The 14,112-nt window shown below is 70.4% G+C and carries 10 protein-coding genes; 3 read left to right on the top strand and 7 right to left on the bottom strand.

Annotation, left to right across the window (positions count from 1 at the left end):
• Window positions 1-22 precede the first annotated feature (22 nt).
• The 3 genes from OG485_RS30210 to nsdA form a co-directional block, all read right to left on the bottom strand.
• Window positions 23-361 carry a P-II family nitrogen regulator gene (locus OG485_RS30210; RefSeq protein WP_142192909.1) on the bottom strand — a complete coding sequence of 113 codons (339 nt, stop codon included), beginning with the start codon at window positions 359-361 and terminating at the stop codon, window positions 23-25.
• A complete protein-coding gene (locus OG485_RS30205) occupies window positions 358-1,695 on the bottom strand; it encodes an ammonium transporter (RefSeq protein WP_328671701.1) in 1,338 nt (445 codons plus the stop codon). The genes OG485_RS30210 and OG485_RS30205 overlap by 4 nt, the downstream gene beginning before the upstream one ends.
• A gap of 437 nt (window positions 1,696-2,132) precedes the next feature.
• Window positions 2,133-3,608: a transcriptional repressor NsdA gene (gene nsdA / locus OG485_RS30200; protein ID WP_328671700.1), complete on the bottom strand. Its 1,476-nt coding sequence runs from the start codon at window positions 3,606-3,608 to the stop codon at window positions 2,133-2,135.
• 447 nt (window positions 3,609-4,055) lie between these two features.
• Here nsdA and OG485_RS30195 point away from each other — a divergent pair, with 447 nt between their 5' ends.
• A complete protein-coding gene (locus OG485_RS30195) occupies window positions 4,056-4,718 on the top strand; it encodes a bifunctional DNA primase/polymerase (RefSeq protein WP_328671699.1) in 663 nt (220 codons plus the stop codon).
• Between the two features lie 96 nt (window positions 4,719-4,814).
• Here the strand turns inward: OG485_RS30195 and ftsY are convergent, their stop codons facing one another.
• Window positions 4,815-6,017: a signal recognition particle-docking protein FtsY gene (gene ftsY / locus OG485_RS30190; protein ID WP_328671698.1), complete on the bottom strand. Its 1,203-nt coding sequence runs from the start codon at window positions 6,015-6,017 to the stop codon at window positions 4,815-4,817.
• A 344-nt stretch (window positions 6,018-6,361) separates the two neighbouring features.
• On the opposite strand from ftsY, the gene OG485_RS30185 reads away from it, so the two are divergent.
• Window positions 6,362-7,330: an LLM class flavin-dependent oxidoreductase gene (locus OG485_RS30185; protein WP_328671697.1), complete on the top strand. Its 969-nt coding sequence runs from the start codon at window positions 6,362-6,364 to the stop codon at window positions 7,328-7,330.
• Window positions 7,331-7,462: 132 nt separating this feature from the next.
• On the opposite strand, the gene OG485_RS30180 is transcribed toward OG485_RS30185, so the two are convergent.
• On the bottom strand, window positions 7,463-8,881 hold the full coding sequence (locus tag OG485_RS30180) for a sugar porter family MFS transporter (protein WP_326785297.1): 1,419 nt from the start codon (window positions 8,879-8,881) through the stop codon (window positions 7,463-7,465).
• Between the two features lie 520 nt (window positions 8,882-9,401).
• On the opposite strand from OG485_RS30180, the gene OG485_RS30175 reads away from it, so the two are divergent.
• Window positions 9,402-9,746 (top strand): DUF4326 domain-containing protein, encoded by a 345-nt coding sequence (locus tag OG485_RS30175; protein ID WP_328671696.1) that lies wholly within the window; start codon window positions 9,402-9,404, stop codon window positions 9,744-9,746.
• A gap of 63 nt (window positions 9,747-9,809) precedes the next feature.
• On the opposite strand, the gene smc is transcribed toward OG485_RS30175, so the two are convergent.
• Together smc and OG485_RS30165 are read right to left on the bottom strand one after the other, a co-directional pair.
• Window positions 9,810-13,412 carry a chromosome segregation protein SMC gene (gene smc, locus OG485_RS30170; protein WP_328671695.1) on the bottom strand — a complete coding sequence of 1,201 codons (3,603 nt, stop codon included), beginning with the start codon at window positions 13,410-13,412 and terminating at the stop codon, window positions 9,810-9,812.
• Between the two features lie 207 nt (window positions 13,413-13,619).
• The gene (locus OG485_RS30165) at window positions 13,620-13,823 is read right to left on the bottom strand and encodes a hypothetical protein (RefSeq protein ID WP_028802434.1); all 204 of its coding nucleotides are present in this window, start codon (window positions 13,821-13,823) and stop codon (window positions 13,620-13,622) included.
• Window positions 13,824-14,112: the final 289 nt, after the last annotated feature.

Genomic DNA, 14,112 nt, shown 5'->3' with positions numbered 1-14,112 from the left:
TTCTTCGTGCGGGCCGATCCGGTCAGAGTGCGTCCGGGCCGCGCTCGCCGGTCCGCACCCGGACCGCCGTGTCGACCGGGACGGACCACACCTTGCCGTCACCGATCTTGCCTGTACGGGCCGCCTTCACGACGACATCGATGAGCTGTTCGGCGTCGTCGTCCTCGACCAGGACCTCTATGCGGATCTTGGGAACGAGGTCGACCGTGTACTCGGCGCCGCGGTACACCTCGGTGTGTCCCCGCTGCCGACCGTAGCCGCTCGCCTCGGTGACCGTCAGTCCGTGGACCCCGAAGGCCTGGAGCGCCTCTTTGATCTCGTCGAGCCGGTGGGGCTTCACGACGGCGGTGATGAGCTTCATGCGTCCACCTTCTTGGCGTCCGTGTCGGCCGGGGCGGGCACGGCGGTCCGGGCGGCGCCACCACCGGCGCCGCTGAAGTCGTATGCGGTCTCGGCGTGCTCGGCCTGGTCGATGCCGGCGATCTCCTCGTCCTCGGTGACCCGCATGCCCATGGTCTTGTCGATGAGGAAGGCGAGGATCGCGGAGACGACCAGGGAGTAGCCGAGGACGGCGAACACACCGGCGCACTGCTTCCAGAACTGGGTCAGACCGCCGCCGTAGAAGAGGCCTTCGACGGTCGACTGGCCCTTGCCGCTGGCGAAGAAGCCGATCAGCAGGGAGCCGATGACACCGCCGACGAGGTGGACACCGACGACGTCGAGGGAGTCGTCGTAGCCGAACTTGTACTTCAGGCCCACGGCCATGGCGCACAGGACACCGGCGATGGCGCCGACCGCGATGGCGCCGAGCGGGGAGACGGCGCCGCCGGACGGGGTGATGGCGACCAGACCGGCGACCGCGCCGGAGGCGGCGCCCAGTGTGGTGAACGCGCCGTGCCGGATCTTCTCGTAGAGGAGCCAGGCCAGCATGGCGGCCGCGGTGGCGATCTGCGTGTTGACGAACATCAGCGCGCCGACGCCGTCGTCGTTGCCCAGCCACGAGCCGGCGTTGAATCCGAACCAGCCGAACCACAGCAGACCGGAGCCGAGCATCACCAGCGGGAGGCTGTGCGGGCGCATCGGGTCCTTCTTGAAGCCGACGCGCTTGCCGATGACCAGGATCACGCCGAGCGCCGCGGCACCCGCGTTGATGTGGACCGCCGTACCGCCGGCGAAGTCGATCACACCGAGCTCGAAGGCCCAGCCGCCCGCGCCCCAGACCCAGTGGGCGACGGGGAAGTAGACGAGCGTGGCCCACAGCGTGATGAACAGCGACCACGCCGTGAACTTGACGCGGTCCGCGAGGGCACCGCTTATCAGCGCGGGCGTGATGATCGCGAACATCAGCTGGAAGATCATGAAGACGAAGACCGGGATGGTGTACCCGTCCCACAGTTCCGTCAGGCCGATGTTGCTGAGGCCGACCCAGTCGGAGGTCCAGCCGATGAACGATCCCTTGTCCGTGCCGAAGGCGAGGGAGAAGCCGTACAGCACCCACAGGATGGTGATGATCCCCATGCTGATGAAACTCATCATCAGCATGTTGAGGGTGCTCTTGACGCGGACCATGCCTCCGTAGAAGAAGGCGAGGCCCGGCGTCATGATGAGCACCAGGGCGGAACAGATGAGCATGAACCCTGTGTTGGCGGCAGAGAGCTTGGGTGCCTCTGCGGCAAGGGTGATGGCTGGTGCCATCGGCGTCTCCTCGTCGTTGGTACGGCCCCGTGCGGGCGAAGCCTGAGTGGGTCGTGAGGGGTGGGCCGGTTATGCGCCATGAGATTGACGCAGCGCGGTTTCCGTGGAAGCCCCTCGATGTTTCGCACCAGTGACGAAGGCACTCTGTGTGTTACACGTTCATGAACTGCCTGATTGTGGTCGAAGCGATCGTTATCGTGACGCAATCTCCGGCAGGATGCTCGCGGCGCCCCCGGCGACCGGGGACATGCCCACCGTGCGGGGCATCCCCGCGATGACGGGCCGCGTCCGCGCGAGCGGCGCAGGCCGGGGCCGCATACAGCGGAGCCGGCCACGGCAGGCCGTCCGATGACCTGGCATGGGGGAGCCGAGTCGGGCAGTTCGGGACGGCCGGCCGCGGCCGGGGTACTGAGCGGGGCCGCTTCGGCGGCCGGGCGTCAGACCGCCTCGGCGGTCTCGGGCAGGTCGACGGCCAACTGGTCGGTGAGGTCGATGACCTCGGCGAGGTCGCCGAACTCGCGGACCGCGGTGTCGACCGTCTTTCGGATACGAGTGTTGACGCGTTCGGAGCGCACTTTCCTGCCGATCCTCAGGGCTTCCTTGGCCAGGACGGCACTCTGCTCGGGTTCACGCTGGAGCAGGTGCACGGTGGCCATGCCGATGAGGTTGAGCGCGTACGACCGCTGGTGCTCGGAGTCCTTGCCGAAGCGGTCGACCGCCTCCTGCATCAGGGGCTCGGCCATGGAGGCGTACGTGGGGCTGCGTCCGGCGACGTAGGCGAGATCGCGGTAGGAGTGCGAGTTCTCGCCGTACAGCTCGGCCTGGGAGAAGAAGCGGATCCAGTCGGGGTCCGGGTCGTCCCACTCGTGCACGTCGGCGAAGGTGTCCTCGGCCATGCGGACGGCCCTCTTGCACTTTCCGGGCTGGCCCATGTTGGCGTAGGCCCGGGCCTCCATCGCATACAGCATCGACTGGGTGCGCGGGCTCGCGCAGTCACGGCTGCCGTACTGGGCGAGATGGACCAGCTCCAGGGCGTCCTCGGGCCGCCCGAGATGGATCATCTGCCGGCTCATGCTGGAGAGGATGTACGAGCCGAGCGGCTTGTCACCCGCCTCCTTCGAGGCGTGCAGGGCGAGCACGAAGTACTTCTGCGCGGTGGGCTGGAGACCCACGTCGTAGCTCATCCAGCCCGCCAGCTCGGCCAGTTCGGCGGCGACCTTGAACAGGCGCTTCTCGGTGGCGGCGGGCTGCGGCTCCTGGAGGAGGTCCGTCACCTCGTGCAACTGCCCGACGACGGCCTTGCGGCGCAGTCCCCCGCCGCACTGCGCGTCCCACTGACGGAACATCACGGTGGTGGACTCCAGGAGATCCAGCTCCGGCTGGGAGAGCCGGCCGCCGCGGCGCGTCGAGGCCGGCGGTTCGGCCGCCTCGTAGGACGCCGGTGGTGTGGGGACGAGCCAGCGCTGCATGGGCTCGATGAGGGCCGGGCCGGCGGAGAGCCCCAGCGAACTGCCGAGGAAGCCGCGCCGCGCCAGCATCAGGTCGCTGCGCGAGTACTCGCTGATCAGCGCGACGGTCTGGGGACCGGTCCACGGAAGGTCGATGCCGGACACGGAGGGTGCCTGGTGGGGCGCGCGCAGACCGAGGTCCTCCACGGCGACGACACAGCCGAACCGCTCGGAGAACAGCTCCGACAGGATGCGCGGGATCGGCTCGCGCGGGTTCTCCCCGTCCAGCCAGCGGCGCACCCGCGAGGTGTCCGTGGAAATGTGGTTGGCCCCCAACTGGCGCGCTCTGCGGTTCACTTGGCGCGCCAGCTCACCCTTGGACCAGCCACTGCGCACGAACCACGAGCCGAGCAGCTCGTTGGGGCGCTTGTCAGCGTTCGTCCCGCCTCCGCCGTTGCCGCCCACTGGAACGCCCCCACTCCCCGAGATCACTTGTCGCCGCTCTGCGCCAAGCCCTATCAGAATGCCCATAAACACGGCCGCGTGTCCGGTAGTTCTCACCCTTCGAACGGGAACCCGGCTTGCCCTTGGCATACTCACGAGTAAACAAAACCCCAGGACTCGTGCACTCAAAGTAATCCTACGATCACGCGTCCAGCCATGGCGATCCGTGAAACGCCACCATTCGCCACCCCTTCGAATGAACTCCTGTCGCCCTGCTCGCGATTCACTTGACACAGAACGACCAAGGGTGGGCGAAGAAGCGCACTCCAGGGCGCACGGAACCGAACGCACCACCCCACGCGCGACAAGGCGCCGCCTGGATCGCGCGATAACGGGCAGGCAGGAACAGAGGGTGACAATCCGGTTCCGTCACGTAACCACGGGCGCACCGGACCCGTTGGAGGGGGCATGGGCTTCACGATCGGCAGTAGTCGGGCGATGCGCGACATCCGGACCGGTGCACGTCGCCGCGGCCGCTCGTCGGAGGGCACCGCCGTAGCCGCGTTCACCGGACTGTGGGGATGGGACGTGGTCCCGGGTGCCCGAGCCGCCGCGGGGGCGTGCTCGTGCGGCCGGGCCGACTGCCCGGCGCCGGGTGCGCACCCCCTGGCCTTCGCCCCGACGATCCCGGCGGGCACGACGCTGGACGAGGCGACCGGGATCTGGGCCGGCTTCCCGGGCGCCGCGGTGATGCTGCCGGTCGGCCGGACCTTCGACGTGATCGAGATGGCCGAGCCGGCGGGGCGCCGCGCGCTCGTCCGGCTGGAGCGCATGGGTCTGCCGCTCGGCCCCGTGACGGCCACCGCGGACGGCCGCGCCCACTTCTTCGTCTCCCCCGGCTCCGCCGCCGAACTTCCCGAGCTGCTCTACCGCATGGGCTGGGACGACGCCTCCCTCGACCTGCGCGGCCTGGGCCCGGGCACGTTCATCACCGCCCCGCCCTCCGACCGGGCGGGGCTCGGCCCGGTCCGCTGGCTGCGCTCCCCCGTTCTCGACTCCGCCACGAAGCCGCCTCCGGCCAGGCTGCTACTGGGCACGCTCGCCTACGTGGCACACCGTTCGCGGGCCTGACGCGCCGGAGCGGTCCGTACAGGACGAAGCGCCCGTCCCCCGGCAGCACTGCGGGGGCGGGCGCTTCTTCGGTCACCTACGCGTTCACGCGGGTGGTCACTCGCCGATAAGGGCGTCAACGAACGCCTCCGGCTCGAACGGCGCCAGGTCGTCCGCGCCCTCGCCGAGCCCCACCAGCTTGACCGGGACGCCCAGCTCGCGCTGCACCGCGATGACGATGCCGCCCTTCGCGGTGCCGTCGAGCTTGGTCAGCACGATGCCGGTGATCTCGACGACCTCGGCGAACACACGCGCCTGCACCAGACCGTTCTGTCCGGTGGTCGCGTCGAGCACGAGCAGCACCTCGTCGAGCGGCGCGTGCTTCTCCACGACGCGCTTGACCTTGCCGAGCTCGTCCATGAGGCCGGTCTTGGTGTGAAGTCGGCCCGCGGTGTCGATGAGGACGACGTCCGCGCCCTCCTCGATGCCCTCCTTGACCGCGTCGAACGCGACCGAGGCGGGGTCGCCGCCCTCGGGGCCGCGCACGGTACGCGCGCCCACGCGCTCGCCCCAGGTCTGGAGCTGGTCGGCGGCGGCGGCACGGAAGGTGTCGGCCGCGCCGAGCACGACGCTCTTGCCGTCGGCGACGAGCACCCGTGCGAGCTTGCCGGTGGTGGTGGTCTTGCCGGTGCCGTTGACGCCGACGACCATCACGATGCCCGGGGTGTCGAGGTTCGAGTCGGTCTTGACGACGCGGTCGAACTCCGGGACGAGCAGCTGGATCAGCTCCTCGCGCAGCAGGCCGCGCAGCTCGTCCGGCGTCCGCGTGCCGAGTACCTTCACGCGCTCGCGCAGCCGGTCGACCAGTTCCTGGGTGGGCTGCACACCGACGTCGGCGACGAGCAGCGTGTCCTCGATCTCCTCCCAGGTCTCGTCGTCGAGGTGCTCGCGCGAGAGCAGCGTGAGCAGCCCCTTGCCGAGCGCGTTCTGCGAGCGGGAGAGCCGGGTGCGCAGGCGCACCAGACGCCCGGCGGTCGGCTCCGGGATCTCGATCTGGGGGGCGGCCGGAGGTTCCTCGACGACGACCGACGGGGCGGCCGGGCCGTCGGAGAGATCCACCTCCTCTATCGTGCGGCGCGGTTCTTCGCGCGGCGTCTCGGCTTCGTCGCCGACGTGCGGTTCGGCCGGAGGGGCGGTGATGTCGGGGGCGGCGGGGGGCGGCGGGGGCAGCTGCTTCCGCTTGCGACTGCCGACGACGAGCCCACCGAGTACGCCGATCACCACCACGGCGATGACTACAGCAAGGATGATGGTTTCCATAACAAGCCCAGTATGCGTGACCTGTCCTTCGGCCAGGCGTTGTCCGTGCGGGGCCGCGTGCCCCCGCGTCCGGGCCGGTCCGCCGCTCGGCCGCGCGTCGGCGGGAAGCCTTCAGGGCGGAGTCACAACGCACCCGGTATCAGCGGCGGCAGGTCGGCTGCTCTGGTTGGGGGTACGTACGGGTGCGCGCGGCGTACCCAGGGTGTGTCACGGCCCATGCCGTGGGCCGTGACACACCCTTGCCGCAACGTCACCTCCCATGGGCAGACCCCACCGGTTCCGCGCTATGGCAACCTGACGCCTCGTCAGTTACCGTCCCCCTCCACACACGAAGGGGGCTCCCCATGCCCGTGACGGTCGTGCGCTTCAACCTCGTCGAACCCGACGCCACCCCCGCCTCGCTCAGCGCCCGCTACCGGGCCGCCGTCGAGATGGCCACGTACGCCGACGACCGCGGGATCACCACGGTGCAGACCGAGGAACACCACGGCGCCGCCAACAACTGGCTGCCCTCGCCCTTCGCGTTCGCGGGCGCGGTCTTCGGAGCGACCCGGCATGTCGCGGTCACGGTCTCGGCGGTCATCGGCCCGCTGCACGACCCGCTGCGCCTGGCCGAGGACATCGCCGTACTCGACCTGCTCAGCGGCGGCCGCCTGGTGACCGTGGCCGGCATCGGCTACCGGCCCGAGGAGTACGCGCAGTTCGACGTGGACTGGAAGCGGCGCGGCAAACTCCAGGACGAGCTTCTGGAGACGCTGCTGAAGGCGTGGACCGGCGAGGAGTTCACCTATCGGGGCCGCACGGTACGGGTCACCCCGCGCCCGTTCTCGGACCCGCACCCCCTGCTGCTGGTGGGCGGCTCCTCCCGGGCCGCGGCCCGGCGTGCCGCCCGGCTCGGGCTGCCGTTCTTCCCGAGCGCGCACCTGCCCGAGCTGGAGGCCTACTACAAGGAGCGGCTCATCGAGTACGGCACCGAGGGCTGGACCATGATGCCCGGCGCCGAGACGCCGCTGCTGCACATCGCCGAGGACCCGGACCGGGCCTGGGCCGAGTACGGCCGCCACTTCCTGCACGAGGCACGGACGTACGCCTCCTGGCAGTCCGGCGAGATCCGCTCGGCGGTGAAGTCGGCGGCCACGACGGTCGGGGAGCTGCGCGCCGAGGGCGTCTACCGCGTCCTCACGCCCGATCAGTGCGTGGAGCAGGGCCTCGACAACCTCGTCCTGCATCCGCTGTCCGGCGGGATGCCCGTGGACGAGGGCTGGCGCAGCCTGCGTCTCTTCTGCGAAAGCGTGCTGCCCCGGCTCGCGTGACCTGACGGTCCGGGCCGGGGCAGCACGCCCTCTTTTACGAGTACGAGGAGAGGGGCAGCGGGGACTTGGCCCTTCTCCCCGAGTTCCGGGGAATCACCGGCGGCCGTGGGGAGCCGCCGGTGACGCGGGCGGTCAGCCCATCTCCTCCAGGGTCTTGCCCTTCGTCTCCTTGACGAACTTGAGGACGAAGGGGATGGAGAGGACGGCGAAGCACGTGTAGATCACATAGGTGCCGGAGAGGTTCCAGTCGGCCAGCGACGGGAAACTCGCGGTGATGGCCCAGTTGGCGATCCACTGCGCGGAGGCGGCGACGCCGAGCGCGGCGGCGCGGATGTGGTTCGGGAACATCTCGCCGAGGAAGACCCAGACCACGACGCCCCAGGAGAGGGCGAAGAAGAGGACGAAGACGTGGGCGGCGATCAGGGCTACCCAGCCCTGGGTGGCCGGCAGCTTGCCGTCGACCAGGTCGTAGGAGAAGGCCCAGGCCTCCAGGCCGAGACCGATGGCCATACCCACCGAGCCGATGAGGGCGAGCGGCTTACGGCCGATGCGGTCCACGAAGATCATGGCGATCACGGTGCCGATGATGTTGATGATCGACGTGGTGAACGAGTAGAAGAACGAGTCCGTCGGGTCGACGCCGACCGACTGCCACAGGGTCGCGGAGTAGTAGAACGCGATGTTGATGCCGACGAACTGCTGGAAGACCGAGAGGCCGATGCCGACCCAGACGATCGGCAGGAAGAGGAAGCCGCCGCCGAGCAGGTCCTTGAAGGTCGACTTGTGCTCGCGCTTCATGGCGTGCTCGATCTCGGCGACGCGGGCGTCCAGGTCGATCTTGTCGCCCTCGACCTCCTTGAGCACCTCACGGGCACGGTCCCTGCGGCCCACCTCGAGCAGGAAGCGCGGCGACTCGGGGATGACGAAGGAGAGCAGACCGTAGAGGACGGCCGGGATGACCATGACGCCGAGCATGACCTGCCAGGCCTCGACGCCGAGGAGCTGACCGCGCTGGTCGCCGTCTGCGGCGTTCAGGATGGCGTAGTTGACGAGCTGCGAGATGGCGATGCCCACGACGATCGCGGCCTGCTGGAACGAGCCGAGCCGTCCGCGGTACGCGGCCGGGGAGACCTCGGCGATGTAGGCGGGGCCGATGACCGAGGCCATGCCGATGGCGAATCCGCCGACGATGCGCCAGAAGGCGAGGTCCCACAGCGCGAAGGGCAGCGCCGAGCCGATGGCGCTGACGGTGAAGAGCGACGCGGAGATCTGCATGCAGCGGATGCGCCCGATGCGGTCGGCCATGCGGCCGGCCACAGCGGCACCGATGGCACAGCCGATCAGCGCGATGGCGATGACCTGGGCCAGCGCCGCGGAGCCGATGTCGTAGCGGCTCCGGATGGCCTCGACCGCGCCGTTGATCACAGCGCTGTCGTAGCCGAACAGGAAGCCGCCCATCGCGGCCGCCGCCGCGATGAAGATGACATGCCCGAGATGCTCGGGAGGAGCCGGCTTGACTCCTGGCACAGGTGCCTGCGATGCGCTGGTCACGTAAGACTCCTCGGGCCACCGGCCTCGCTGCCGGGGGTGGGGGGCGAAAGCCTTCGTTGGTGGTTACCAGTGGCGCACAGGTTCACGCGGGCCACCACCTGAAGGGAAAAGCAACGTCGGAGAGAATATGCCTTCAACTTTCGAAGTCAAACTTGCGCAGTTGTGAATATCTCTCATCGAAGTGACGCGGTTGTGTTCAAGACTTGAACATCAAGTGCCTGAATGGTCCAACGAAGCCCACGAGACACACCCGGCCGAACTCGCGCCCCGCCGGGTGAAGTCGGCGGATTCCACAGCGTGTCGGCTTGCCCACGGTCGACCTGTTCGGCTGATCGGGCCCGCCGGAACCCCGGCTCGGGCGGTGGGCACGAGGGCTGTTCCGGGGCGCCGGTCACGAACGGCGCCCGAGGTGTGACGCGCGCATGCGGTGGGCCGGTGCCGCAGAGGGACTCCGGACGCCCGCCGCGGCACCGGCCGTGTCCGCGTTGCCCGCGACCCTCTGAGCGGCGAGGATCCGGGCATGCCGCAGACCACGGTCGTCAACCTCAAGGGCCACCGCGACGATCCCGCGTACGCCGACGTGGTGTACGTGGGGCGTGCCATGCACCGGGGCGGCTGGCATCTGGCCGGCTCCCCGCTGGCGAGCCCGTTCCGCCCGGGCCACGACGGCACCCGGGAGGAGGTCGTCGAGATGTACCGGGCCTATCTGCTGGCACGCCCGGAGCTGCTGGCCCGGCTCCCGGCCCTGCGCGGCCACCGCCTCGGCTGCTGGTGCGTCCCCGAGCGCTGCCACGCCGAGGTGCTCGCCGAACTCGCCGACGAGGGCGTGGGCGTGGATCTGCCGGAAGCGGACGACCAGCCGTAGGCGGCGGGCCCGGCGACCCGCCCGGAAAGCAATGCAGGCGCCGGCCGATGACCCGCCCGGCGATCAGCGCAGGCGCTGGCTGATGACCTTCGAGACGCCGTCGCCCTGCATGGAGACGCCGTACAGCGCGTCGGCGACCTCCATCGTGCGCTTCTGGTGCGTGATCACGATGAGCTGGGAGGCCTCCTGCAGCTCCTGCATGATCCGGATCAGCCGCTGGAGGTTGGTGTCGTCCAGCGCGGCCTCGACCTCGTCCATCACGTAGAACGGGCTGGGGCGCGCCTTGAAGATCGACACGAGCAGCGCGACGGCGGTCAGCGACCGCTCCCCGCCGGAGAGCAGGCTGAGCCGCTTGACCTTCTTGCCCGGCGGCCTGGCCTCCACGTCGACACCCGTGGTGAGCATGTTGTCGGGGTCGGTCAGGATGAGCCGCCCGTCGCCGCCCGGGAACAGCCGGCTGAAGACCCCTTCGAACTCGCGGGCGGTGTCCCGGTACGCCTCGGTGAAGACCTGCTCGACGCGCTCGTCGACCTCCTTGATCACCTGGAGAAGGTCGGCGCGCGTCTTCTTGAGGTCCTCCAGCTGCTCGCTGAGGAACTTGTGGCGCTCCTCCAGCGCGGCGAACTCCTCCAGGGCCAGCGGATTGACCTTGCCGAGCTGCTGGTACGCCCGCTCGGCCGACCTGAGCCGCTTCTCCTGCTCGGCACGGTGGAACCGCCGGGGCTGGTTGCGCGGGTGCTCGGGGTCCTCGGGCAGCTCCTCGCCCTCGGCGGGCAGCGACGGTGGTACGAGCTGGTCGGGGCCGTAGTCCGCGACGAGTCCCGCCGGCTCGACACCGAGTTCGTCCAGCGCCTTCGCCTCCAGCTGCTCGATGCGCATCCGCTTCTCGGCGCCTAGCACCTCGCCCCGGTGCACCGAGTCGGTGAGCTTGTCGAGCTCCGCCTTGAGATCGCGGCCCCGGCCCCGCGCGGTCACGAGCTCCTGTTCACGGCGGGCCTTCGCGCTGTCGGCCGCGGTGCGCTCCTCCTCGGCACGGGCGAGCGAGATCTCGACGTGCGCGAGCAGCTGCCGTGCGCCGGAGGCGACGGCAGCGGCGACGGCCGCCTCGTGACGCAGCCGCGCACGGCGCTGTTCTGCACGCGCGCGTGCCTCGCGTTCGGCGCGGGCGGCCCGGTCGAGCGAGTCGGCCCGTCCCGCGAGGCCCTTGACCCGCTCCTCGTGCGTGCGCACCTGGAGCCGGGCCTCCATCTCCGTCTGCCGCGCGTTGGCGCCGTCGGCGGCGAGCCGGTCCCGTACCGAGGTGTCGGGTTCCTCCTCGACGGGCATCTCCTCGGCCACGGCGAGCCGTTCGGCCAGTTCCTCGGCCTCGGTCACGGCCCGGTCGAGCGCCTCCTGCGCCCGGGCGGCCGCCGCGGTGCTCCGCTCGGCCTCGCCCGCGGCGCCCCGCGCCTGCCCGGCCAGCCGGCCGAGCTGCTGCGCGACGGACGACTTCTCCCGCTCGGCGGCCCGCCGTCGCTCCCCCAACTCCTCGACGAGCGCGGCCCGTTCCTTGCGCTGCTCGGTCGCCAGCCGCTGCGTCTCGGTCAACTCCTCGCAGCGTACGGCCAGTTCCTCCAGTTCGGCCGCGGCCTCGTCCACGGAGGCCTGTACTTCGAGCAGACTGGGCGCTCCGGCGGACCCGCCGTGCGCGAAGTGCGCCGAAAGCAGGTCGCCCTCGGCGGTCACCGCGGTGAGTCCGGGCCGCGCGTGGACCAGGTCCTCGGCCTCCTCCAGGGTGCCGACGACGACGATCCCGCGCAGCAGGCGTCGTACGGCGGGCATCAGTTCGGCGGGGCCCCGGACGAGATCGGCGGCGTACGGCGGCGCGTCGTGGTCAAGGGGTACGTCCCTGGAGGCGCCGTCCGCCGGTCCGGTGCCGGCGTGGTCCTCGGCGCCGGGTTCCTCGGGTGTTCCGGCGAGCAGCAGGGCCGCGCGGCCCGCGTCCTGTTTGCGCAGCAGGCGGATGGCCTCGGCGGCCGAGGCCTGGGTGGCGACCGCGACGGCGTCGGCGGCCGCGCCGAACGCGGCGGCGAGCGCGACCTCGAAGCCGGGGGTGACCGAGAGCAGTCCGGCGGCGGGACCGAGGACCCCGGTGAGCCGGTCCGTGGCGCCGAGCAGCGCTCCCGTGCCGTCCTTGCGCCGCAGGCCGAGGGCGAGGGCGTCACGGCGGGCCTGGGTGGCGGCCCGCTTGCGTTCGGCGGCGGTGGCGGCCTCGCGGGCGGCGGTCAGCGCGGCCTCCGCGTCGGACAGGGCCCGCCGGGCCGCCTCGTGCTGCTCGGCGAGGTCGGCGTCGCCCGCGTCGAGACCGTCGACCTCGGCCTTCAGCTGCTCGTACTCCTCCTGGGCCGTGACCGCGCGCTCCTGCGCCTCGTCGCGGGAGGCGGCCAGCCGGTCGATCTCGGCCTGCGCGGAGGCGGCGCGCGATCGGGCGGCGTTGACCTGGCCGCCCAGGCGGGCGAGGCCCTCGCGGCGGTCGGCGATGGCGCGGGCCACGTCCTTGAGCCGGCGCTCCTCGACGGTGAGTTCGCGCTCCAGTTCGGCGCGGTGCGCGACGGTGTCCTCCAGGGCCCGCTCGGCCGCCTCCAGGGCCGCTTCGAGTTCGGCCTCCTGCTCGCGGACGCGGGCGGCCTCGCGCTCCATGTCCTCGGGGTCGCGTCCGCGCCGTTCCTCCGCGGGCACCGAGGTGGCGCTCTTCACCCGCGCGTCCGCCAGCGAGACCGTGCCGCGCACCCGCTCCGCGAGCTGGGAAAGTTCGTACCAGGTCTGCTGGGCGCGCTGGAGACGCGGTGTCAGCTGCCGTACCTCGTCCTCCAGCAGGGCCTCCCGCTGGAGTGCCTTCTTCAGCTCGGCCTCGGCGGATTCCTTGCGCTCCTTGAGCGCGGCCTCGTCGGCGATCTCGGACTGGAGCGCCCCGCGCAGACGCACGAGGTCGTCGGCGAGGAGCCGCAGCCGGGCGTCGCGCAGGTCGGCCTGGATGACGGCGGCGCGGCGGGCCACGGCGGCCTGCCGGCCGAGCGGCTTGAGCTGGCGCCGCAGTTCGTCGGTCAGGTCCTGGACGCGGGCGAGGTTCGCCTTCATCGCGTCCAGCTTCCGCAGCGCCTTCTCCTTGCGCTTGCGGTGCTTGAGGACGCCCGCCGCCTCCTCGATGAAGGCGCGGCGGCCCATCGGGTCGGCGTGCAGGACGGAGTCGAGCTGGCCCTGCCCGACGATGACGTGCATCTCGCGGCCGATGCCGGAGTCGGACAACAGCTCCTGGATGTCGAGCAGTCGGCAGGTGTCGCCGTTGATCTGGTACTCGCTGCCGCCGTTGCGGAACATGATCCGCGTGATGGTGACCTCGGCGTACTCGATGGGCAGCGCCCCGTCGGAGTTGTCGATGGTGAGGGAGACCTCGGCACGGCCGAGCGGCGGACGCCCGGTGGTGCCGGCGAAGATGACGTCCTCCATCTTGCCGCCGCGCAGCGACTTGGCCCCCTGCTCGCCCATGACCCAGCTGAGCGCGTCCACGACGTTGGACTTGCCCGAGCCGTTGGGGCCCACGACACAGGTGATGCCCGGCTCGAACCGCAGCGTGGTCGCCGAGGCGAACGACTTGAACCCGCGCAGGGTCAGGGCCTTGAGGTGCACGCCGCCGGACTCTACCTTTCGGGCCGGTCTCACTCCATGAACGCGCGGTTTCGCCCATGAACGCGCAGGGCACACCAGACGTTAAAGAGGGGGAGAGGTGCCCGGGGGAAAGAAAGAAGGGACGCCGGACGGCGTCCCTTGCAAATCCGACAACTTAGCGGTTGATTCGGGCTGCCCAACCACTGCTGTCATGGTGCGGTGCAGTGGTCAGGTGAGCGCAGGCTCCGCCTGGGGTACGTCGATGCTCTCGAGAAGCGAGTCGTGAGAAGCGGCAGCCGCGAGCGCGTCGTTCTCGGCCTGGATCCGTACAAGCTCGGATTCGAGGTCCTGGACGCGCTGCTGGAGCCGTCGCATCTCGGCAATGAGTCGCGGGTCGGAACCGCCGACGTAACCGAGAAGCGCCTTTGCCATGATGGATGGTCCTCCACACTGAGTGACCGACCGAAGCGGTGTGGGTCGTGAGGGAATCGCACCCGCGATGCTTGACACTGCTGATGTCCTGCTGCCGTTCCACATGCCAAACAGCTAGGGTGCGCGGGGCTTTCAGCGTCTCACCAAAAAGTTTGACGGTCAACACGATCACGCCCCGTATCGGCGGGCAACCCACTGTCGCGCGGCTTGTGAAGCGGCGGCGCTGCGACTCCGGCGGGGCCCTCAGGGCGTCGGGATCATCGTTATCCCGGGAGCCTGCCACTTCGAG

Source organism: Streptomyces sp. NBC_00328 (genome assembly GCF_036139655.1).
In the GTDB taxonomy this organism is placed as follows: domain Bacteria; phylum Actinomycetota; class Actinomycetes; order Streptomycetales; family Streptomycetaceae; genus Streptomyces.
Note: the sequence above shows the minus strand (reverse complement) of the source record. Positions and strands in the feature narration are given on the sequence as shown.

What these genes read in the sequence shown, in the direction of transcription:
- OG485_RS30210 (WP_142192909.1), bottom strand. Translation starts at nt 361, where the DNA reads ATGAAGCTCATCACCGCCGTCGTGAAGCCCCACCGGCTCGACGAGATC.
- OG485_RS30205 (WP_328671701.1), bottom strand. Translation starts at nt 1,695, where the DNA reads ATGGCACCAGCCATCACCCTTGCCGCAGAGGCACCCAAGCTCTCTGCC.
- OG485_RS30195 (WP_328671699.1), top strand. Translation starts at nt 4,056, where the DNA reads ATGGGCTTCACGATCGGCAGTAGTCGGGCGATGCGCGACATCCGGACC.
- ftsY (WP_328671698.1), bottom strand. Translation starts at nt 6,017, where the DNA reads ATGGAAACCATCATCCTTGCTGTAGTCATCGCCGTGGTGGTGATCGGC.
- OG485_RS30185 (WP_328671697.1), top strand. Translation starts at nt 6,362, where the DNA reads ATGCCCGTGACGGTCGTGCGCTTCAACCTCGTCGAACCCGACGCCACC.
- OG485_RS30175 (WP_328671696.1), top strand. Translation starts at nt 9,402, where the DNA reads ATGCCGCAGACCACGGTCGTCAACCTCAAGGGCCACCGCGACGATCCC.
- OG485_RS30165 (WP_028802434.1), bottom strand. Translation starts at nt 13,823, where the DNA reads ATGGCAAAGGCGCTTCTCGGTTACGTCGGCGGTTCCGACCCGCGACTC.